The organism is Streptomyces sp. NPDC002403 (assembly GCF_053593015.1).
In genome coordinates, this window is record NZ_JBSFBQ010000059.1 from 19745 (window position 1) to 40511 (window position 20767).

Consider the following 20767-nt stretch of genomic DNA (forward strand, 5'->3'; position numbering starts at 1 on the left):
GGCACCGGGCGGGACAATCGGTCGAGGCGAGTCACCCGCAGGGTGTCGCCCTCACGTGGCAACTGCAATGACGGGGTCGAGCTCCGGCCGGGACGTCTTCGCGTCGGCGGCGATGTCGACATGCATGGCTGTTGTCGCGTTCCACTCCGTTGCGGTCGGCCCACGGCGGGATCACCGCTGACCCGGCCGCGGAACTGGACCGACGGATGCGCCGCTACGTGCGCCGACCTCGGGATTCGTTCCGCCGGTCGTCCTCGGGCTGTCGCCGCCTCGCTTGGGAGCCGGCGGCAGCCCGTCGTCGTGCGGAAAACCATTTCAGATACAGACCTGTATCTGGATACAGTCTCGTATCCAACGACGCATCAGGAGACGATCACCATCACCAGGCGACTCACCCGGCAGCAGAGCCGGGAACTCACCCGCGAGCAGCTGCTGCAGGCCGCGGCCGAACTCTTCGCCGAGCACGGCGTCAACGGCACCTCGGTCGAGCAGATCGTCGAGCGCGCCGGCTACACCCGCGGCGCGTTCTACGGCAACTTCGAGGGCAAGCACGAACTCGTCCTGGCCCTGCTGGAGCAGCGCACCCAGCACGAGCTGGAGGAGATGCAGGAGATCAGCCGCGACGCCGGGTCGTTCGACAGCCTGATGGAGCACCTGAGGTCCTGGTACCGCCAGCGCGACGAGACCCTCGGCAGCTGGCTCGCCCTGCGCACCGAGCTCTGGCTCTACGGGCTGCGCGACCCGGAGCTGCTGCCGGTGCTCGCGGACCGCGAGCGTCGTTCGCGCGCCGCGCTCGCCCAGGCGCTGGAACAGGGCTTCGCCGCCCGCTCGGTGGCTCCCCCGGCCCCGGTCGAGTTCCTGGCTCTTGTTCTGTACTCGCTGGGCGACGGCCTGTCCATCCAGCGCGTGCTCTCCCCCGAGGACAGCGACATCGACACCGTCGCGAACGCCATCGAGCTGCTGATGCGCTCGTGGAGCGCGCTGGCCCGGAACCCCGCGCCCGCCGAGGAAACCTCCCGCCTGTCCCCCGGGCGTCCGGCCACCAAGGGCCGGACGCCATCGATCGAGAAGCCGGAGAAGAACCCATGAGCAGCAAGGCAGGGCAGGCGAAACAGCTGAACGCCGGACCGCCTGTCGCCTCCGACGCCCCCGCGCCGCACCCGAAGCGGTGGCTCGCGCTGGCCGTTCTGCTGGTCGCCACCTTCATGGACCTGCTGGACGTCAACATCGTGACCGTGGCGATCCCGGCCATCCAGGGCGACCTCGGTGCGTCGGCCGTCGTCATCCAGGCGGTGACCGCCGGCTACACACTCTCCTTCGCGGCCATCCTGATCACCGGTGGCAGGCTCGGCGACATATTCGGCCGCAAGCGGATGTTCATGACCGGTGTCGCCGGATTCGTCGTGGCCTCCGCACTGTGCGCAGCCGCGCAGAACCCCGAGATGCTGGTCGCCTCCCGCATCCTCCAGGGTGTGGCCGCCGCGATCATGGTCCCGCAGGTCCTGGCGATCATCCACGTCACGTTCGCCCCGCATGAGATCGGCCGCGTCGTCAGTCTGTACGCGGGCATGATCGGCCTGGCCATCGTCGCCGCCCCCATCCTCGGCGGCGCCCTGGTCGACTGGAGCCCGCTCGACCTCGGCTGGCGGAGCATCTTCGTGATCAACCTGCCGGTCGGCGCGGCCGCCCTCATCGGGGCCGCGAAGTGGATGAAGGAGTCGAAGTCCCCGCACGCGATGCGGCTGGACCTGATCGGCATGCTGCTCGCGATCATCGGGCTGCTTCTGCTGATGCTGCCGCTCATGCTCGGCCGTGAACTCGACTGGCCCGCCTGGAGCATCACCTGCCTGTTCGGCGCCGCGCCCGTCGTCGTGGGCTTCGTCCTCTACGAGCGGTACAAGACCCGCAAGGACGGATCCCCGTTGGTGATCCTCTCCCTGTTCCAGGTCCGCGCGTTCGGCGCCGGCGTCGCGGCGCAGATGCTCTTCAGCGCCGTCCCGGCGGGCTTCTTCCTCAGCTGGACGCTCTATCTCCAGGGCGGCCTGGGCTGGTCGGCGCTGCACACCGGTCTGACCGCGATCCCGTTCTCGCTCGGGGTCCCGATCGTCGGCACGATCGCGGTGCGCACGCTCTTCCCCCAGTACGGGCGGTACACCCTGGTGGCGGGCGCCCTGATGATGATGCTCGGCATCGCCTCCTACGCCTGGGTCGCGAACCACGCCGGGAGCGACATAACCTCCTGGCACGCCGTCCCGTCCATGCTCCTGCTCGGCTCCGGCATGGGCCTGCTGATGGCCCCGCTGACCGGCCTGATCCTGCGCGAAGTCAAGCCGCAGGAAGCGGGCGCAGCGTCCGGCATCATCAACGCGACCGGTCAGCTCGGCGCGGCCCTCGGCGTGGCGATCATCGGCGGGGTCTTCTTCTCCGCCCTGGCGAGCAACGCGGGCCCGCAAGCCCACAAGGTAATCCCGACCGTCCAGACGGTGGCACCGGCCCAGGCCCGGGCGATCCGCAGCTGCGCGACCGACTCGCTCGGCCAGGCCGACCCGACCAAGGTGCCGGAGAGCTGCACCACACTGCTCGCGAGCACCCCGGGCACCCGTCAGGACTCCGGCGCCGACGCCAAGACGATCGACACCACCCTCGGCGAGATCCGCTCCAAGACCTTCATCGCCACCTACAGCGAGGCTCTGTACTGGGCGGCCGGCAGCCTGGTGCTCGTCACCGGCCTGCTGTTCCTCCTGCCGCACCGGACGCACCGGCCGGAGCAGAAGTGAGCCTCGGCGGTTGGAGGGGTGTTCGCCACCGGCTGCCAAGCCGGCCCGCTGCCCCGTCATCGACTGACGCGCGGTCAACTCCACGGCGCGCCAGCGGAACGCGGGCCGATGACCGAATCCACACCTGGAGAACACAGTTATGAGCGATACAACCTACCAGGTCATCACACACGGCAAGTTCGCCGAGCTCACGGATGAACAGCGTGTTCCCCTGATCGCCCGGGCGAGCGAACACGACCTGTTCAAGGCCCGGTTCACCGAGGAGGGCACCGTGACCTACGAGCCGGCCCTGCTCACCTTCACCTTCCGCGTCCTCATCCCGGCGACCGAGGAGGACACCGAGGACCTCGTGCTGGGCCAGGCCGAGGAACTGGCCGCGGCCGCCATCCGCAAGCTGGGGGGCGAGTACCGCGACCTCCGGTCGGTCTCCACCGACCTGTCCAAGATCAAGGTCAAGCGGAAGGGCCGCTGAGCCCCCGACAGAACCAGCACCTGCCAGGCGCACGGGCCGGGCAGGCTTCAGAAAGGATGCGTTCCCTCTCATGACACCCGAACAACTCGCCATCGAGCTGGCCGATCCGGTGCTGCGCCGGGTCTTTTCGGCGGCCGCCCTCGGCGCGTCGACCTCCTCGGAGATCCTCTCCGCCTCGGGGCTCGGCGCACCGCAGGCCGCCCCGGCCATCGGCCGGCTCGTCCGCAGCGGACTGCTCGTCCAAGGGCGCGGCTCGCTGACCCTGGACAACGACGCCCTCGCCGCAGCCGCGGAGAGCGCCGCCCGGCGTGTGGCGGAGGAGACGGCGGCCGACCAGCCCAACCCGCAACTGCGCGGCCACATCCGCGGCGGCATCCTGGTCAACGTGCCGGAGCAGGACGCCGACGCTCGTCGCGCGGCCCTCGGGCACGTCGCCGGGAGCTCCTTCGCCGCCGGCGACGACTACGACGAGCGGACGGTGACCGACCGCCTGCAGCCGTGGTGCGAGGACGGCGCACTGGACGCCGTCTCGCTGCGGCGCGCCCTCGTCGACGACGGACTCCTGGCCCGCGAGTCCGGACGCTACCGGCTCGCCGCCCCGGGGGACAGCGCCGGATGAAGACCGGCCGGAGACAGGGCCGCGTCCTACTGCCTGTACCTGGCCTCCGAGCCGCCCTGCGACTTCGAGCCGCTGTCCGAGGACGAAGAAGACGAGGACGAGGAGCCCTTGGAGGACGAGTCCTTGCCGGAATCGTTGCTGCCGCAGGCGGTGAGCGAGAGGGTGGCGGCGACGCCGATGGCGGCGAGAGCGGTGATGCGGGTGTACTTCACGGTGTTCCCCCAGGAATAGCTCGGTGCATGCGGTCGGAAGTATTTGTATCGCGCACCGAGTCACAGGCGGTCCTCAGCACAGTGCCGTGGCATTCTTCAGCGAGACCGAACTGTTCCGCGTGTACTCCACCTCGCTCGCCCCCGGCCTCCTGCAGACCGAGGGGTACGCAACGGCCGTTCTCGGCATGTCAGCCCGCTTTCGTGACCTGCCAGTGGATGACAGCTCGGCAGCGGCGCGGGCCCGAGTTGATCGCTCACAAATCGTCCACGACCGCGGCCACCGGTTCGTACTCCTCATCGAGGAAGCGGTGCTGTACTACCGGATCTGCGACATCGAGGCGATGGCAGCGCAGCTCGGTTACCTGCTGAGCGCTGGCGCCCTGCCCGCGGTGTCACTCGGCATCATTCCGGCCGGCAGTCCGCGCGGGCAGTGGCCGCGAGAAACGTTCCACGTGTATGACGACTCGCTGGTGTCCGTTGAGTTGGTGTCGGCGCAGGTGCGCATTACGCAGCCCACGGAGATCGGGTTGTATGTCCGGGCGTTCGAGGAGCTGCGGCGCACTGCAGTCTATGGAGCCGAGGCGAGGGCTTTGATCACGAAGGCGATTGACGCGCTGGGCTGACCCCGAACGCACGAAACTGCCCCTGCTCCGGCCGAAGTCGGGCAGGGGCGTTGTCATGAGCGGCGGCGGTCCGGCGGCAGCCTTGGGGCCCGCCCCCCTCCCCGAGAAGAGGGCGGGGCACCATCCGGTCTCAGCCCGGCTGGCCGGCCAAGGCGGGGACTGGATGGCGGCAGTAGCCAACCAGACGACAGCACCCCACTCAAACCATCGTCGGCCAGATGGGTGTACAGCCCGAAATAGACAAATCAGCCCCGTAGCCCGGCTCTAACAGCGGCCGGTTGAAGCATGGTTGCACGTTCGGGCGAGTCACTGCACCGGTGTGGTGGGTTGGTGAGGGACCCCCGAGTCGGTGCAGTACGCTGCGTAACGCTCCGCACCCATTCCGGCACGGAGCGTGATTGGTAGAGTAGAGGAGTCCTTCATGCGCATTCGATCTGCGTGTGTCATGGTTGCCGTGGCGCTGAGTACGACCGTACTCGGAGTGGGTACTGCCGACGCGACCGGGCCGCTGAGCGGCACCAAGGTCCGCACCTGGCAGACCGGTTTCGTCCTCGGTGTCGCCGGCAATTCGACGGTCGGCGGTGCACAGGTTCAATACCAGGCCGACACCGGAGACCTGGCCCAGAAATGGGCCATCGATCCGGTCACCAGCGACACCTTCCTGCTGCGCAACCTGAACAGCGACATGTGCGTCACCGCTGTGGGCGGCGGCGACACTGAAGCCCTCGAGCAGCGCCCGTGCGATTACCGGTGGGCGGAGCAGACCTTCACCATGGTGGACTCCGGCAAGCCCAGCCGGTACCTGCTGCGGAACTTGGGCCACAACAAGTGCATGCAGCAGTACCTGGCCACCGCGCCTACCTACGCCCGGCTGGCTGCCTGTGCTCCCACCAACAACTACCAGACCCAGTCGTTCGACGTCCGCTGACCTCTTCAGCGCGCGGCAATACGAAGCGGCGTGACAAAACCGCCCCCTGTTCCGGCCGTGGCCGGAACAGGGGGCGTGGTTGTGAAGCTGTTCTTGCCGACGGGGATACCGCGTGGCCGCGGCCAGTGAGTCGATCTCACCGCAGACATCGAGCTGCCCGGATCGGCCGAGTACACCACGCTGAGCCCCGAACACGAGGACTACCGGCGAGCCCAGATCGCGCACCGATGAGTTTTCCGAGCCGCGCTGGTCTATACACCGGACACCCACGGACGGAAGGCTGGGCCATGCGGAAACTGATCTACGGCATGAACCTGACCCTGGACGGCTACATCGCCGCGGCCGGCGACGACATCGGCTGGAGCGGACCGCCCAGCCATGAGCTGTTCCAATGGTGGCTCGACCACGAGCAGGCAAGTGGCCTGTCGCTGTATGGGCGCAAGCTATGGGAGACGATGAGCTCCTACTGGCCGACCGGCGACCAGCAGCCCAACGCCACCCCGGCGGAGATCGAGTTCGCGCGGAACTGGCGGGACACGCCGAAGGTGGTGTTCTCCTCGACGATCGACAAGGTCGACTGGAACACCCGCCTGGTCACCGGCGACGCGATCGCCGAGATTACCCGACTCAAGGCCGAGGACGGCGGCCCAATGAACATCGGCGGCGCAACGCTGGCCGGGGCGGCCATGCGCGCCGGGCTGATCGACGAGTACGTGATCGCCGCCCATCCGGTCCTGGTGGGCGGCGGCACGCCGTTCTTCGCCGCGCTGGACAGCTGGGTGAACCTCAACATGGTGGAGACGCGGACGTTGCCCAGCGGCGTGGTCCTGACCAGGTACGAGACGAGGCGCTGAACAGCTTCCCGCTGTCTCACGGCTTGGACGGGTGTTTCCTCTCACCGTTACAGCGATCTCCAATCGACCATACGAAGGCTCATGTGAACCCATGCGGGCCGCAGGATTTCCTCGGGCAGCGTTGTGAGGACAGCGTCGAGACGTAGCGCTTTTGCCGTCCTTGTCGATGTGCTGGGCGACTTTGCCGGACAGCAGGCCGTCCGTCATGTCCATGCCCGCGCCGGAGACCGCGGCGAACCACGGACGGTATTCCAGTGCTTCGGCTGCGAATTGCCAGGCCGGCGTGGCCAGCAGCAGGGTGCAGCCACCGTCGGCGAGCGCGGTCAGGGTCTCCTTGACTCCGCCGATCCACGGCGCGTCGCGCAAGTGGTCACGGATCTGTGCGGGAGTGGTGCCGGTGAACAGTGCACACTCGCCCTGTGAAACGAGATGGTCCGCAAAACCGGCGTCTACCCCGGGAACATCTACCTCGCGTCCGAACAGTCGGTGGCACTGCCGCTGAACACCGCCCACGGCACCGAGCCTTCGGCCTCGGACGGCCCCTCGGCCACCGTCCGTCTGGAGGAACTGCCGAAGCAAATGCATGCCCTCGAACTGCTCTACCGCTTTCCCGTCGCCTACAAGTTCCGTGGTACCCACGGTCCGGAACGCCAGTGCCTGGCTTCGTTCATCTCTAGTGCTCCGGGAAGGTTCGCCGGGTTGGCGGGTCACTTCTACTCGGATGCGGCGGCGAGGTGACGGCGGCGCCTCGGTGGCGCGCCGGGTGGGGTACGCGGACGCCTTCGGTTTCAGCACGGCCTTCAAACGGGTCCGGGGGGTGGGCCCGAGCGCCTACCGCGATCGCCCGATGGCCGGGCGCTCCTCCGGCCCAGTTCCCGTAGGACAGGCCTGATCCGGTGCGCAGTCGAGGACGTCAACCCGGCGTACCTCTGCGGTCACAGTGTCAGGTCCTGTCGTGAGAAATGCTGGTCGCAGCCCTGCGGGGACTGCGACCAGCAGGTTGTGCCGTATCGCCACCGATCAGTGGCGATCAGCGGTCATTTCAGCCAGAGGGCTTCCATCGGAAGCCCACGGCCGGTGGTCCCCAGCTCGGTGATCCCGAACCCGCCGCCGTACCCACCGTCGATCCAGCCGATGTTGCTGACGTGGGCGGCGCCGTCCACCATCCCTGTCGTGTGGTCCAGGTAGACCCTGACCGCCTCGATCGGAGCGTCCGTGTTGACGTCGCCGACCTGGATGGTCCGGTTGCTGGGAGAGGTGCAGGAGTAATAGGCATCCCAGCCGTAGTTGGAACGGTGTGCTCTGGCACAGAACTCGATCGTGCTGGCGGGGAAGTGGAACCGGATTGAGTCGATGCTGATGGCCTGCCCGGTGCTACCGGCCCATTCCCCGTCGCATCTCCAGTCCTGCCAGCCGACCCTCTTGAGGTGAGCCTGGTAGCAGACGGTGCCGGTGGGGTTGTCCCTGGCGCTGGCGGAGCCCGCTCCCATGAACACAGCTGTGGCAGTGACCGCCGCCGCGGCGACTACACGGATCGTACGCTTCAACATGTGTGCTTCCCCGATTCCAGGGCCTCGGATGGCCCGGCGGGCAACGTTAGCGATCACGGTCCGCCGTGTCGTGAATCTGACATCGGCAGTTGCCAAATCGGAGAGTTCGGCACGGAATTGTGAATTCCGCCCGGTCCAGGAGCTGGGCCGGGGCCCAGTATTAGCCGTCTGCCGAGGTCGGCGGCTGTGAGATGGGGCTTGTGCAGCGCATCGCTGTAGAGCCGCATCTCACGAGCCGCCCCGTCAAGGTGCTGCCAGAAGGGAAGCGGCAGCTCGAGATCGTCACCAAGATCGACCAGACAGTCGAAGGCGAGCCCCAGCTCGTTGGGTGCGGTTCCAGCCGGCCTTAAGCGCGTCACGATCAGTACCGCACCCGTGCGTGTGGTGGTGGGTCGCGGGATGCCGCTCGGGGTGACCGGCCGGAGCCCAGCACGATCCGGTGGGGGACGGATGCCGAGCGGCCCGAACTCGTCGAACGCGAACACTCGGTCCGGGAAGCGCAGCACGCCTGCCTCGGTGACAGCTTTCGTGCTTCGGCTCAAGTCCCGTTCGTCCAGGTTCCGGCGCAAGGCCGAGGCTGCGGGCGGGCTGAGTGGTGCTTGTTTTGCATGCTGGACCTCCGGCCAGAGCGGTAACCCACGCGCGAGCAAGGAGCCCGCCCTCTGCACGCCGCAGGGGCAGCGGGGTGGGCTCTCTTACGGCCGTGCCTGCGAGGGCAGGGTGAGGATTTCGGCTCCGTCATCGGTGATGGCGATGGTGTGCTCGCTGTGTGCGGTCCGGCAGCCCGTCACGCTGCGCAGCGTCCAGCCGTCGGCGTCGGTGACGAGCGTGGCGGTGTCGGCCATGACCCAGGGCTCCAGGGCGAGCAGCAGGCCGGGGCGCAGCTTGTATCCGCGGCCGGGCCGTCCGGTGTTCGCGACGTGCGGGTCCTGGTGCATGGTCGAGCCGATGCCATGGCCTCCGAACTCTGTGTTGATCGGGTATCCCGCCTCACTGAGGACCGTGCCGATGGCGTGGGAGAGGTCACCGATGCGCGCTCCCGGCTTTGCGGCGGCGATGCCGGCGGCGAGCGCCTGTTCGGTCGTCTCGATCATCGTGACGCTCTCCGCGGGCCTGGCCTTGCCCACCAGGAAGCTGATCGCGGCGTCCGCGGCCACCCCGCCCCTGGCGACGGCCAGGTCGAGGGTCAGCAGGTCCCCGTCGGCCAGCGTGTAGTTGTGGGGCCGCCCGTGGAGCACGCCGTCGTTGACGGCCGTGCAGATGTAGTGACCGAACGGGCCGCGCCCGAAGGAAGGCGCGTAGTCGACGTAACAGGACTGCGCTCCTGCCTCGGTGATCATCTCCTTGGCCCACTGGTCGATGTCCAGCAGGTTCGTCCCGACCGTGCTGCGCTGCTTCAGCGTGTGCAGGATGTCTCCGACCAGGGCACCGGTGCCCCGCGCCCGCTCAAGCTGCGCGGAGTTCAGGATCTCAATCATGGGGGGGGCCTCTCACGTACGTCCAATAACTATACCGGTCTAACTATACCGGTATTAGAATCGGGGCATGGTCAGGATGCCGCTCACCCCCGCCGAGGTAGAACGCGGACAGCGCCTCGGCGCCCTGCTCCGCCGAGCCCGGGGCTGCCGCTCGATGCTCGACGTGGCACTCGCTTCGCACATTTCGACCGAGACTCTTCGGAAGATCGAATCCGGCCGCGTGGCCACCCCCGCCTTCCCGACCATCGCAGCGATCGCCGACACCCTGGGCCTGCCCCTCGACGCGGTCTGGGCCGAGATCAGCCAGCCGGAGCGCACCATCGAGGATAAGTCGGTCCTGCCTGTCGCACGGCATGCATCGCTGGTTTCGTAGGGCCGCGCTCAGAGGGGCAGTGGTTTGCTGACCGCGCTGTGCCGGTACGCCTGCCCGCATGCTGATCACCTCGCCGACCAGCCCGAGCACGCGCCGGTGCAACACTTACCGCCCATCACCTGGTCAAGGCTGCGCCTGACACCCATCGGATATCCCTGAGGCCCGGACGTTCAGAGCTGCATCCCAAACATGTCTGACTATCAATTCGCACCCGAGATACCGACACTTCCAACCTGCTCATCGCTTCCTGTCGCTCGGACCCCGGACGCCGGCTCGATCCGGCCGGACGCCCCGATCCAGTGATCCCGCCACCACAGCGGACATCGCATCCCAGCCGAAGTGCCGGCGATGCGGCCACGGAGTCGCGCAGCGGCGGACGGTGAGGGCTGCCAGGCCCGCTGGCCCGCCGAAGGCGATCGCAGGGTCGGTGGTGTCCGGCATGCCGCCGTCGGGCAGGGCGCAGAGGGAAGTGAGGGGCGTGCCGGTGACCACCCGCATGAGCTCTTCCCCGGTCCACGGGCTCCACAGGCGCACGGTGGTGTCGCTCGATCCCGCGGTGGCAAGGAGCGGCTGCGGCGAGGTGGGGGTGGGCGGGGAGTCTGGCGAGCAGCCAACCGTGGCCACCAGGAGCGCGCCTGCTCCGGAATCGAACCGCGCGGTCACCACTGGCCTTGCCCGTGGGGTGCCCACCACTTGAGCGCTCTGTTTCCTCCTGGGCCGTCCCAGGGACCAGCCCCGGCTTCGACCGGGAGCTGCTGGTCCAGCACGCGGGCCTGCCCGTACGACAGCCGGGCCGGCCCGGCATCCGGGCACACGTCGCGCGGCGAGAGCACCTTGCCGGGCCCCGGCCGACGGCGGGTGGGGCAGCACCGAAGTGCCAGGCCCCGGCGTCTGAAGTGGTCCGCTCAGGCGTTCTCGAGGTGCTGGCGGAATTCCTCGTCGCCCGGGAGTTCTCCTTGCGGGGTCGCCTTGTCCACGACATGCGGAAGCTGTTCCGCGAGTGCGTCGGTGAACTCCTTCACCGACACACCGGCCTCCGCAGCGGTGGCTGCCACCACGTCGGCGTCCAGTACGGAGAGCAGTTGCTCGCCGGTGACGGACCGGTTCCCCACCTGGTCGCTCACCCAGGAACCGACCTCGTCAGCGAGTCCCATGTCCGCGAGGAGGACCAGGAAGTCCCCGAACTCCTCCACACTGGGCTCTTCAGCGGTGTTCGTCATCACTTCGTCCCCTTCTTCGCAGCCTCGGCGGCGAGTTCCTTCAATCGCTTCTGTGCAACTTGCGTCTTGCCCGCTTCGCGTGCCATCTGCTTGATCAAGCTCTTGGCCCATGATGAGAACACAAGGTCTCCTTATCGATCCGCACCAGCAGCTATCACTGCAAGTACGCGATTACCTGCACTGAGTCTCTGACTCGGTGATCGGGTTGGTAAGCCCAGAGAGGCATAAGGGCGGATTTATCCGTTCAGTTTTCAGCCGTGCGAGGGAACCCCAGCCACTTGTTTCAGCAGCCTGGCCGGGACATGAGCCAAGGCCAGGGCGCACAGCTTGTTGCCGAGGATCGCGTAGATGTGGCCGTCGTGGACCTTCGGGCCGAACGTGCCCGGCACGGCGGGGGGCCAGTTGTCGCGCGTCCGTACGGGGACCCGCTCCCGCAGATATGGGGCGCGCACGATCAGAAGGCCCACGTACGCCCTGGCCATGTCCTTCGCCGTGGAGTCGGCGGCGCCACCACGGCGGTAGCCGGCGGGCCCTGCCTCCTCGTTCAGTGCAGGGCCCGCCGGCCTTGTCCGAGGCAGGACGATTCGAGTGATTGCCCTCCACCGGCGTGCGTTGCCCGCCCCTTTGCGTCCTCGTCGGTCCGATCGCGTGGTCGGGGTTCAAGGGGGTGCACTGCGCGGGCCGTGGCGCCTGGCGCCGTCTGCGGGACTGGCCGGGGGCATCGTGCTGTGTGGTGATGAACGATCAGGGCCTACACGGGGTCATTGCCGCGCTGGACAAGCATCGGATCCACCACAGGCTCGCCTGCCAAGTAGGTGACCTCGCCGCCGTCGTACTCGCCTCCGTGGCGGACGACGATCGCTTCGACCTCGCCGTGCCGCTCCACCAGGTGCTCGATTTCGACATCGCGGCCGGCCAGCAGCAGCCACTTCGGTCCGTCTTTTGTCTTCCGGACCTGGGTCACGTAGTCGGCCAGGTCCTGACGGCAGCGCTCCGCGCCAGCCTCGTCTGGGAAGTACGCCCAGTGCGTGTACGGGATCTTGGCGGTTGTCACCCTGCTACTCCTCCGCTCAGATGTGTGTGGGTGGTAGGACGCGGGACCTGCTCACGTCTGCGTCATGTCGACGAACCGCCCGTAGTGCCCCTGGAACGCGGTGGTGATCACGCAGGTGGGACCTTGCCGGTGCTTCGCGATGTAGAAGTCGGCCTCGCCGGCCCGCGGGGTGTCCAGCTCGTATGCGTCTTCGCGATGCAGCAGCAGGATGGTGTCCGCAGCAAACGTGATGGCGCCGGACTCGCGGAGGTCGTCCAGTTTCGGGAGGCGGTCATGCCGTTGTTCGGGGTTCCGGTTCAGGTGACTGGTGGCGACGACCGGAATGTTGAGCTCCCGGGCGAGGGTCTTCAAGTCACGAACGACGTCGCCGACCTCCCGCTCACGGAGGTCGCTTCGCTTCGCCGGCCGGATGTCCTGGATGCCGTCGACAGCGAGAAGCGCGACTCCGTGTTCCTCGACAAGTTCCCGCGCTTCGGCTTCGAGGGTGGCCATGGTCAGCCGGTCGGGAGTCTTCACGTGGAGCGGGGCCGCGGACACATCCGGGACACGGCGAGCCATGCGGGTCCAGTCGTCGTCGGTCATGGTGCCGCAGATGATGTGATGCCGGGCCACACGTGCTTCGGCGGCCAGGACCCGCATGAGGAAGAACTCGCCACTCTCCTCCAAGGAGTACACCGCAGTGGGCACGTTGTTCTTGATCGCGGTGTTCCGGCAGATGTCGGTGAGGAGCGTCGTACGGCCCACCTGCGGTCGGGACGCAATGACGGTGAGAGAGCCGGGTGTAAGCCCGCCGGTCACCAGGTCAAGGTCTCGGAAGCCGGTGGGCAGGCCGCGGAGACTGGAGTAGGCGGTGGGGTCTTCAACGATGTTCACTGCGGCATCGAGGAGGTTTTCCAGGAGGTCTCCGATGACGCCGGTCTTGTCGGATGCGGCCTCGTCGGGGGCCGGGTTCTCGGTGGTGGTGTCGGTCATGGTCCCCCCCTGGAACTTGATGGGTGTCAATTATCCGGGCCGGGCCCGTGAAGGTCGGCCGCGAACAGGGCGTCAGGCTTCCTCACGGCGGCGGGCGACTTCCTCTAGGGCGCACAGGGCGGCCCTGGGCTCAACGGCAGGCGAGGGCGTAGCGCCGAGGAGCGTGGGCCTCTGCGGCTTGCTTTCCACCCGATGTCCGACACAAGGACCCGGCTGGCTCCCCGCACGACGGGCAAGGGTTCATCGCGGCCCGAGTGTGATCGAGGAGTCGGAGCCGGGGCCGTGAGTCTTCCCGGTTGCCACCGCTGTGCCTTGGCTAACACAGGCCGAACCCGGTTCGGCGGAGCAGTAGGGGCACAAGAACTGCTCCGCCTCGCGCTTGCGCTCCTCGGTACGCCGCGCAGCCTCTTCCTCCTTCTCCTCCCACTGCCTGCGGAGCTCCGCTTCTTGTGCCCTCTGCTCCTCGAGGATTCGCTCGTAGGTCTCCGGGTGATTTGAGCACGGCCCGTTCACGACTAGGTTCCACCGGCACGATGTGCTGCTGGTCGTGGATGCCCCGCAGCGGTTCGCCTCGTTGCCGGGGCCGTGGTGAGGGCAGGGCTCGAGGCGCGTATCAACCCTGCACGGCCTGCCGGTGGTCGTGCCGATAACCCGGCAGGTGTCCGGCTGAAGCGCGGCTTCGCCTTCCTTCACCATCTGCGCGGCAATGACTGGCCAGGCATTGGAGTCGATCTGGCTGCGCCACCACTCCACGGTGCCCTGCAGCGATACCCAGCCGGTGTTGTCCGCCTGGAACCTGGGGGCGGACGGCGCCTTGGTTACCTTCTCCGCGCTACGTACGTCATCCACCTGGAACTCCTACTGCTCTGCCATTGGCAGGGACACCGTTCACTGCGGGACCTTGCCAGGCGGCGCCTCATCCTTCCGGTGCCAGTTCTACTCCGTAGGGTGGCCGGCCGAAGTTGTCGCTGCGGCATGCGCTGCGCGGATCAGCGCGTGTTCATCGTCCAGGTCGTGTGGGGAACGTCCGTTCTTTCGGGTCTGGAAGAAGACCGCAGTGCCGTTGACGATGCCGTATCCGCCGCCCAGGAGTTCCACCATTCTTGTGGCCACGGGTTCGGCTTGTGGGTCTCCCGGTCTTCAAGGACAGGGACCAGAGCGTCGAGCGTGGCAGTGCTGTCCAGTGGGAGACCTTCTGTCATGGCACCGACTTCCAGATGCATCTGCCGCGTGGTGTCGGTCCGGATGGACAGGGTGCCCGTGGGCAACACGGAGGCATATGTGACAGCTGGTGTGTGGTCCGGCTCCTTCTTGCCCTCGAGGAGGTCCGTTAGCCATTTGTCCCTGTCGAATGGTTCCTTCTCGGATCCCGGGGTCTCGGCGAGGTCGTGGTCGAGTTCCAGGGCGTCACGGCTGTTGACGCGCTGGTGGAGGGTCTTGAAGAGCGTAAGGGCGGCGCCAACCTCTTCGCGTTCGGCGAGGAAGCGTACTGCGGTGCCGTGCATAGCCGGGCGGGGTACCGAGTTGGGTACGTCGTAGTGCGGTACAGGGCGGTCCTTGGCGAAGCCGATGCGGCGCTCGAGGCTGGTGACGGAGGCTGACGCGACTGCGCCGGGCTTCAGGCCCGGGGTGCGCTGCCTCCCACGCCACAGAACTGGCTGCTGCACTCCACGCCACGGCGATCACCTGCTCGAGGACGTATCCATTCTGAATGGCCTTCAGAGCGAAGTCGTAGGCGTCGGGGAGGCGGTGCTCAGGGATGGGGGTTCCGTCATACCGGCTGGTAAGGAGTCCGTGCAGGTAGTCGATGGCCATGCCGGCCTCGAGCTGCTGGACGATCTGAGCCACCGCGGCTGTGTTCCCGGTGAGGTAGTCGCGCAGCTGCCTGGTGACGGTAGTGATGACCTCGCGGGTGGTGGGCCCGAGCCAGCGGGGGAACGTCCACGAGACAGCGTCGAGGTACATGCTGGTGGCCTCGCCGTCGTCGCTGAAGGCGAACGCGTCGAGGGAGGCGGGCGTCGCGAGGTAGTACTGCTCTGCGGCGTCCCCGGCACAATCCCTGCACAGGGTGCACCCCTTCGGGGCGGGCGTGTCGGCGCCGGCCTGGGTGGTGGGCTGCGGGGCGGTGAGTGTGGCACCGGCCTCGGCGGGTGCCAGATCGAAGCTGTCGGTGCTCACGGACGGGTCCTTTCTCTCGAGGCTCAGACGACGGCGAGTGTTGCTGTGTGTGATGTTCGGGAGGCCACCTGGAGACCAAGGTCAACGCCAACTCTGATCAGAATTTTTCTCGCTGGTTGGCCTTGGGGCCCATGCGCCACGATTAAAGAGCACGGCCGGCCAGGGAGCCCCGGTGTCCCCGCGCCCACTCCCCGGCCAGGCCGTGCCACACCGCATAACCCCCGGAAACCCGGGCACCAGACCATATGACCCGAGCTTGAGCAGGCACCCCCCGACCCGCTCGAGCCACCTCGGCCCCACCAGCACCCCGGCTGGTGGGGCCGACGCGTGCCACGACACGCCCTTCGTGAAAGCGTCAGGAAAATGCGACGGGGTTACTGCCGGGTCATGGGCCCCGGTGCGTCTTGGAGGATCTCGGAAGATCTCGTGATGCCCACTGTCAGAGAAACCGGCCAACACTGTACTAGAATGTCCGAAATTTCCCCCTGGTGTTGTTAAGCCTCTCCACAGGCCCGTCGGCCTAACACACCACCCAACTGCATTTCTCACCAACGCAAAAGGAGCCCCGCTTCCTCGACGCGGTTTCCTAGGCCATGGGTCGAGAGGGCTCCTTGCGCGGCGTCCAAGCATCAGGAAGGACTCCGAATGCAGAGTAACGCGAAACCGCCCCCAGAGCCCAGCTTCGGCGTGGACAGAGAACGCGGACCAGTCGCCCGCCACCTGCGGAAATGGCTGGTCAGCCGTGAACAGAGCGTCCAGACAAGTTTCATGTGCGGCGTGGCGTACCGGCTCGGCGACTTCGCGGCCGGCCTGGTCATCGCCTGGCTCATCGCCCGCTACTGACCCGCTGTAAGCGTCGGGCCCGGCACCACACGGCGCCGGGCCCGACCGCGCACCAGTGCCTACTTCACCGGCTTCCACACAGCGCACCGCTCCGACGTGAACTGCCCATCCGATGCCCGTATCGTCACCGTGATCTACTGCGCCGACGTCGCCAGGCGGTTGTCGATGATGTCCCCGGACTTCGCCGTCCGCTCCCAGTAACAGTCCTTCATGCTGCCCCTGGCCCGGTACATGCCCGGCGGGATCGTTTCCTCGCGCCGGCACCGAACCACCGGTCGTACCACCTATGCCGCTGACCAGGTAAAACAGAAGCGGTTGAAGATCGCTTCCCAGCCGACCGAAGATCGTTTCCCGCTGGCGGGGAGGCGACTCGTGTCCCGTCGCAGGGACCGCCACCTGCACCTCGGCCCGTTCCTGCCGCAGCAGCGCGCCCCCGCAGGACCGCTCCACGCGGACCGCGGACGCGACGGAACCTTGATCCTTAAGCTTCCGTGCCTGTTCAATCAGCAGATGACTGAGACCGATGTCGACCTTGGCACCGTCACCGCGCCCTCCGGGATACTCGTGCTGGGGATGGCGGGCTGGATCGACTACTGGCCGCAGGTGGGTCGGCCACTGTCCGAGCGGTCCCGGATCGTAATAGCCACCGGCGGCGGGCACTTGCACGGACCCGAGGAAAGTGAGCCGTCTGCTTGGATGTGCGAGGCGATCGCGGTAGCAGCCGCCCCAGACCGGCCCCTGCAGGTTCGGGCCCAGACATCGGCCTCGCCCTTCGACGGGGAACCGACGATCGCCGTCCTGGAAGTTGACCTCGGCCGGCCCTGGGTCGGCCCCGAGGACGGCGAACCCCTGCAGCTCGGCGACCTGCCGGTCGACCGATGCGGCATGGTCCTCGGCGACGCTCAGGCGCTGGACGACTTCACCGGCCTGGACGGACCGTCCACCGACGGTCTCGCGGACGTCACCTACTGGGGCAGGTACGAAGACACCGTCCATGCGCAGTTCGGCGGTGACCGCATCCCGCAGCACCCCAGCGGACATGGGCCGCGCGGGTGGCTCGACCTTCCCCTGGTCGAGGCCGAAGCGGTCGCCGAACGGCTCCACGCCTGGACCCGAGAAGGCCCCGGCAACGGGCTGATGGTCTCCGTCGACGCCCATACCGACTTCCACCGATTCAACCGAGCCGGCTGGAGTCACCCACTGCTGGTGGGCGCCATCGACCTCGGCGGATGTCCAGTTCTCGGTCTCGGATGGGATCCCGGGGACCACTCCATACGCCACCACGGAGAGCGGGGCCACGGACAGGTCTACCCCGCCACCCTCGAAGCCCGCGCAGGCGAAACGGTACTGCGCTGGACCATCCCGCCGTACGAACCTGACCTGTGAACCGGTTCATGGGTCGGGGAGATCTTACGGACGAGCAGTGGGCGGTGCTGGAGCCGTTGTTGCCGAAGGGTGCGAAGGCGGGCCGGCCGCCCGTCTGGTCTCGACGGCAGCTGATCGATGGCATACGGTTCCGGGTCCGTACCGGGGTTCCATGGCGGGACGTGCCTGTCGAGTACGGGCCGTGGGGTCGGTTCTATGACCTGTTCCGCCGATGGCAGCGGGCCGGCACCTGGCACCGGATCCTCACCCGGCTCCAGTCCCTGGCCGATGCGAAAGGTGGGATCACGTGGGATCTGAGCGTCGACTCCACGGTGTGCCGTGCTCATCAGCATGCGGCCGGGGCCCGGAAACGGGGTGACCTGCAGAAGGAAACCCACCGGGTGGCGTGTCCGCCGAGCCTCGTGATCACTGGCTGGGACGCTCGCGCGGTGGCTTCACCACCAAGCTCCACCTGGCCATCGAACAGGGGCAGAAGCCCATGTCGATCGTGGTGACGGCAGGGCAGCGTGGAGACTCGCCGCAGTTCGAACCGGTGCTGGAGAGGGTTCGTGTGCCCCGCCTCGGGCCGGGCCGGCCACGCGTCCGCCCCGACCGCGTGCGGGCTGACAAGGCGTACGCCTCCCGCAGGAACCGAGCCTACCTGCGCCGCCGCGGAAGCCGCTGCACCATCCCGGACAAGGTCGACCAGGCCCGCAACCGCCAGAAGCTCGGCTCCCGCGCGGCCGACCACCGTGCTTCGACCCGGCCGACTACCGCCAGCGCCATGCCGTCGAATGCGGGATCAACCGCCTCAAAAGACACCGCGCGGTTGCCACGCGCTACGACAAGCTCGCCATCCGCTTCGAGGCGACCGTCCTCGTTGCTGCTATCAACGAATGGCTGTGACCCTCGACCGTCACGTGGTGGGATCCACGTTCCACGCCGCAGGTAGATCGCTGCAGCAGAAGACGCAGACGAAGTCGTCTTCGCGCACGATGTTGCGCTCCTGGCAGTTGGAGCACCGCCGGAATACAACCTCGTGGGTGAAGGCGGAGGGTCGCCGGAGCCCTACAGCGTCCAGGGCACGGGCGATCTCCGCCCAGGAGGTGACGTCCGGGCAGTACCCGGTGGACTGGTTGCTGACCTCGCTCACAGTCCACCGGGCTGCCTCTCGCATGAAGCTGATCTCGCCGGCACTCAGAACCGCGTCTCCGTCGGCACAGGCCACATGCTCGCTTCGCCGCGGCGCCAGCCGAAGCACACCGTCCGTGCCGACGACGAAGGTGAACGGTTCGGCCAGCTCCGCCGCCGATTGCTCCACGATCCAGCCACTGAAGTCAGCTGCCGAGGCGATCCGACGCCCGCCGTCACCCGGTCGGACCGCAGCCTTCAGCTCGATTGGTCCGACATATCGATAACTCCGCCCCCGCCCACTCACGCCAGCTAACCTAGATCACTTCCGGCACACGCCCTAGCTTGATCTTTAACCTCGCGGAACGAGTCCTCGTACTTGATCACTCAGACTAGTAACTGCCGTACATGCGGGTGGCCTTCGGCTGAGCATGTGATCCGACCAAGGAACACACAAGCTCAGCACGAAGGCCGTGGGAATGAGTCTGTCGCATCATGCTGTCCGGCAGGATCCGTTCGCGGGACTGTCACACTTCCGGGGTGCGTTCTACTCCTGTCCGACCAGGCGTGCGGATGCGCTGTTCGAACTCGCGGACGCGGTGTTGTGCGTGGATGGGCCGGTCCGGTCGCTGGTGGAACTGTCGCTGGTCGGTGAACACCGTCGCGGGCACGGCGGCCTCTACGACGCCCTGTCCGCGGGACGGGTCGATGTCGCCCAGCTGCGACGGACTCTGGCCACGGTGCCGCTGCCACGGGCGGCGGATGACCGGCTGGTGCTGGCCGCCGACCTCACCTGCTGGCTGCGGCCCAGCGCCCACACCTCACCGCAACGGATCCTGTGCCACACCTACGGACGGGGCAAGGGCCAGCACATCCCCGTGCCCGGTTGACCATACTCGGTGATCTGCGCCCTGGAAACCGGTCGCAGTTCCTGGACAGCACCGCTGGACGCACTACGCCTGGCACCGGGCGACGATGCCGCCACCGCCCGGCAGATGCGCGAGCTTGTCGAGCGGCTGATCACGGCCGGGCAGTGGAAGGACGGCGACCCGGACATTCTTGTCGTCGTGGACGCCGGCTACGACGTGCCCCGCCTGGCCTTCCTGCTGAAGGATCTGCCGGTGCAGGTTCTGGGCCGGATGCGCTCGGACCGTGTCCTGCGACGTGCAGTACCAAACCGCGAGCCCGGTGTCCGAGGCCACCCGCCCCGCCACGGCGGCGAGTTCGTCTTCGGCGACCCGGCCACCTGGGACACTCCCGATGCCCAGACCGTGAGCGCGACCCACCTCTACGGCAAAGCGATTACACGGGCATGGGACCGCCTCCACCCGAGACCGACCCACCGCTCGACCTGGACCGCCGAGCTCGGTGCCCTGCCGGTCATCGAGGGGACCGTCATCCGTCTGCAGGTCGAGCACCTGCCCAGCGGCGCGACACCGAAGCCGGTCTGGCTGTGGTGGTCAGGCACCGATGCCACCGAAACCGACGTCGACCTGCTCTGGCAGGCATTCCTGCGACGCTTCGACATCGAGCACACCTTCCGGCTCTTCAAACAGACTCTCGGCTGGACCTGCCCGTAGATCCGCACCCCCGAAGCCGCAGACCGCTGGACCTGGCCAATCCTCGCGGTATTCACCCAGCTCCGGCTCGCTCGTCCACTGGCAGCCGACCTCCACAGACCATGGGAGAAACCTGCCCCGACTGACAGGCTCACCCCGGCGCGAGTCCGTCGCGACATTCGGCACCTCCGGCCGAAGGCCGCCTGCTCAGACGGAGCACCGAAATCCTCCCGACCCGGCCCAGGACGCTACCCGGCCGCAGGAACAACGAGCCCACCACGCGCTACGACGTCCACACAGCCGGCAAACCAGGCCCCTCGAAGCGACGAACGAAGAAGTCAACGACCCCACGTCCACGCCGCACAGGTTGAAGATCAAGCTAAGGGCGTGCAGAGAATCAACGTGTTGCTTCCCGCTCTGCGGCTCGTTGATGTGGTATGCGCATTTCCGAGTCGATCCGTGACCAACTCGCCCTGAAGTTTGCAGTGTTGTTCCCGCACCTCGACGAGCGGCAGCGGCGTCTGCTGATGGCAACCGAGGCCCGTTTGCTGGGCCATGG

At 67.4% G+C, this 20767-nt stretch carries 23 protein-coding genes and 5 pseudogenes; 14 read left to right on the forward strand and 14 right to left on the reverse strand.

Translation table 11 applies throughout. The features are described 5' to 3' along the window. The first annotated feature begins 300 nt into the window (after positions 1-300). From ACWCPY_RS36620 to ACWCPY_RS36635, 4 genes are all read left to right on the forward strand, one after another. Complete coding sequence (locus ACWCPY_RS36620) at positions 301-1089, forward strand: TetR/AcrR family transcriptional regulator (protein WP_451272478.1); 789 nt, start codon at positions 301-303, stop codon at positions 1087-1089. Next, complete coding sequence (locus ACWCPY_RS36625; protein ID WP_451272480.1) at positions 1086-2777, forward strand: MFS transporter; 1692 nt, start codon at positions 1086-1088, stop codon at positions 2775-2777. The genes ACWCPY_RS36620 and ACWCPY_RS36625 overlap by 4 nt, the downstream gene beginning before the upstream one ends. A 139-nt stretch (positions 2778-2916) precedes the next feature. After that, positions 2917-3249 carry a DUF6204 family protein gene (locus tag ACWCPY_RS36630; RefSeq protein WP_451272482.1) on the forward strand — a complete coding sequence of 111 codons (333 nt, stop codon included), beginning with the start codon at positions 2917-2919 and terminating at the stop codon, positions 3247-3249. Positions 3250-3319: 70 nt separating this feature from the next. Beyond that, positions 3320-3868 (forward strand): DUF2087 domain-containing protein, encoded by a 549-nt coding sequence (locus tag ACWCPY_RS36635; protein ID WP_451272484.1) that lies wholly within the window; start codon positions 3320-3322, stop codon positions 3866-3868. 26 nt (positions 3869-3894) lie between these two features. Here the strand turns inward: ACWCPY_RS36635 and ACWCPY_RS36640 are convergent, their stop codons facing one another. Then, positions 3895-4080 (reverse strand): hypothetical protein, encoded by a 186-nt coding sequence (locus tag ACWCPY_RS36640; protein WP_451272486.1) that lies wholly within the window; start codon positions 4078-4080, stop codon positions 3895-3897. A 74-nt stretch (positions 4081-4154) separates the two neighbouring features. On the opposite strand from ACWCPY_RS36640, the pseudogene ACWCPY_RS36645 reads away from it, so the two are divergent. The 5 genes and pseudogenes from ACWCPY_RS36645 to ACWCPY_RS36665 all read left to right on the forward strand — a co-directional run. Continuing rightward, positions 4155-4703: pseudogene (locus ACWCPY_RS36645) on the forward strand (DUF5753 domain-containing protein); the annotation flags it as partial. 421 nt (positions 4704-5124) lie between these two features. Further along, entirely contained in the window at positions 5125-5631 is a 507-nt protein-coding gene (locus tag ACWCPY_RS36650; RefSeq protein ID WP_451272488.1) for an RICIN domain-containing protein, read from the forward strand. Between the two features lie 287 nt (positions 5632-5918). Next, a complete protein-coding gene (locus tag ACWCPY_RS36655) occupies positions 5919-6485 on the forward strand; it encodes a dihydrofolate reductase family protein (protein WP_451272490.1) in 567 nt (188 codons plus the stop codon). A gap of 429 nt (positions 6486-6914) precedes the next feature. Further along, positions 6915-7223 carry a hypothetical protein gene (locus tag ACWCPY_RS36660; protein WP_451272492.1) on the forward strand — a complete coding sequence of 103 codons (309 nt, stop codon included), beginning with the start codon at positions 6915-6917 and terminating at the stop codon, positions 7221-7223. Between the two features lie 7 nt (positions 7224-7230). Continuing rightward, positions 7231-7377: pseudogene (locus tag ACWCPY_RS36665) on the forward strand (AraC family transcriptional regulator); the annotation flags it as partial. Between the two features lie 145 nt (positions 7378-7522). On the opposite strand, the gene ACWCPY_RS36670 reads toward ACWCPY_RS36665, so the two are convergent. The 3 genes from ACWCPY_RS36670 to map all read right to left on the reverse strand — a co-directional run bounded on the left by ACWCPY_RS36670 (position 7523) and on the right by map (position 9513). Then, on the reverse strand, positions 7523-8035 hold the full coding sequence (locus ACWCPY_RS36670) for a hypothetical protein (RefSeq protein WP_327278467.1): 513 nt from the start codon (positions 8033-8035) through the stop codon (positions 7523-7525). A 53-nt stretch (positions 8036-8088) separates the two neighbouring features. Continuing rightward, a complete protein-coding gene (locus tag ACWCPY_RS36675) occupies positions 8089-8577 on the reverse strand; it encodes a hypothetical protein (RefSeq protein WP_451272494.1) in 489 nt (162 codons plus the stop codon). A gap of 153 nt (positions 8578-8730) precedes the next feature. After that, entirely contained in the window at positions 8731-9513 is a 783-nt protein-coding gene (gene map, locus ACWCPY_RS36680) for a type I methionyl aminopeptidase (protein WP_451272496.1), read from the reverse strand. 67 nt (positions 9514-9580) lie between these two features. Between map and ACWCPY_RS36685 the strand changes: the two genes are divergently transcribed. Beyond that, positions 9581-9886 carry a helix-turn-helix domain-containing protein gene (locus tag ACWCPY_RS36685; protein WP_451272498.1) on the forward strand — a complete coding sequence of 102 codons (306 nt, stop codon included), beginning with the start codon at positions 9581-9583 and terminating at the stop codon, positions 9884-9886. A 719-nt stretch (positions 9887-10605) separates the two neighbouring features. Here ACWCPY_RS36685 and ACWCPY_RS36690 read toward each other — a convergent pair. From ACWCPY_RS36690 to ACWCPY_RS36730, 9 genes and pseudogenes are all read right to left on the reverse strand, one after another. Beyond that, positions 10606-10746: pseudogene (locus ACWCPY_RS36690) on the reverse strand (site-specific integrase); the annotation flags it as partial. A 45-nt stretch (positions 10747-10791) separates the two neighbouring features. After that, the gene (locus ACWCPY_RS36695; RefSeq protein ID WP_451272500.1) at positions 10792-11106 is read right to left on the reverse strand and encodes a YidB family protein; all 315 of its coding nucleotides are present in this window, start codon (positions 11104-11106) and stop codon (positions 10792-10794) included. After that, positions 11106-11228: a hypothetical protein gene (locus tag ACWCPY_RS36700; RefSeq protein ID WP_451272502.1), complete on the reverse strand. Its 123-nt coding sequence runs from the start codon at positions 11226-11228 to the stop codon at positions 11106-11108. The genes ACWCPY_RS36695 and ACWCPY_RS36700 overlap by 1 nt, the downstream gene beginning before the upstream one ends. Positions 11229-11357: 129 nt before the next feature. After that, positions 11358-11588, reverse strand: a complete 231-nt coding sequence (locus ACWCPY_RS36705) for a hypothetical protein (RefSeq protein ID WP_451272504.1) — start codon at positions 11586-11588, stop codon at positions 11358-11360. Positions 11589-11857: 269 nt separating this feature from the next. Next, positions 11858-12160, reverse strand: coding sequence for a ribonuclease E inhibitor RraB (locus ACWCPY_RS36710; protein WP_451272506.1), 303 nt, complete (start codon positions 12158-12160; stop codon positions 11858-11860). 51 nt (positions 12161-12211) lie between these two features. Then, positions 12212-13132 (reverse strand): replicative DNA helicase, encoded by a 921-nt coding sequence (locus ACWCPY_RS36715; protein ID WP_451272508.1) that lies wholly within the window; start codon positions 13130-13132, stop codon positions 12212-12214. Between the two features lie 130 nt (positions 13133-13262). Next, complete coding sequence (locus ACWCPY_RS36720; protein WP_451272510.1) at positions 13263-13376, reverse strand: zinc finger domain-containing protein; 114 nt, start codon at positions 13374-13376, stop codon at positions 13263-13265. Further along, entirely contained in the window at positions 13373-13981 is a 609-nt protein-coding gene (locus tag ACWCPY_RS36725; RefSeq protein WP_451272512.1) for a hypothetical protein, read from the reverse strand. The genes ACWCPY_RS36720 and ACWCPY_RS36725 overlap by 4 nt, the downstream gene beginning before the upstream one ends. A 140-nt stretch (positions 13982-14121) precedes the next feature. Then, on the reverse strand, positions 14122-14637 hold the full coding sequence (locus tag ACWCPY_RS36730) for a hypothetical protein (protein ID WP_451272514.1): 516 nt from the start codon (positions 14635-14637) through the stop codon (positions 14122-14124). Positions 14638-15997: 1360 nt separating this feature from the next. Between ACWCPY_RS36730 and ACWCPY_RS36735 the strand changes: the two genes are divergently transcribed. The 3 genes and pseudogenes from ACWCPY_RS36735 (at position 15998) to ACWCPY_RS36745 (ending at position 18424) form a co-directional block, all read left to right on the forward strand. Next, entirely contained in the window at positions 15998-16153 is a 156-nt protein-coding gene (locus ACWCPY_RS36735) for a hypothetical protein (protein ID WP_451272516.1), read from the forward strand. A 510-nt stretch (positions 16154-16663) separates the two neighbouring features. Next, positions 16664-17539, forward strand: coding sequence for a hypothetical protein (locus tag ACWCPY_RS36740; RefSeq protein WP_451272518.1), 876 nt, complete (start codon positions 16664-16666; stop codon positions 17537-17539). An 8-nt stretch (positions 17540-17547) separates the two neighbouring features. Beyond that, a pseudogene (locus tag ACWCPY_RS36745) lies at positions 17548-18424 on the forward strand (IS5 family transposase). Positions 18425-18434: 10 nt separating this feature from the next. Here ACWCPY_RS36745 and ACWCPY_RS36750 read toward each other — a convergent pair. Then, complete coding sequence (locus tag ACWCPY_RS36750) at positions 18435-18956, reverse strand: hypothetical protein (RefSeq protein ID WP_451272520.1); 522 nt, start codon at positions 18954-18956, stop codon at positions 18435-18437. 172 nt (positions 18957-19128) lie between these two features. Between ACWCPY_RS36750 and ACWCPY_RS36755 the strand changes: the two are divergent. After that, positions 19129-20579 (forward strand): annotated as a pseudogene (locus ACWCPY_RS36755) (NF041680 family putative transposase). The last annotated feature ends 188 nt before the right edge of the window (positions 20580-20767 follow it).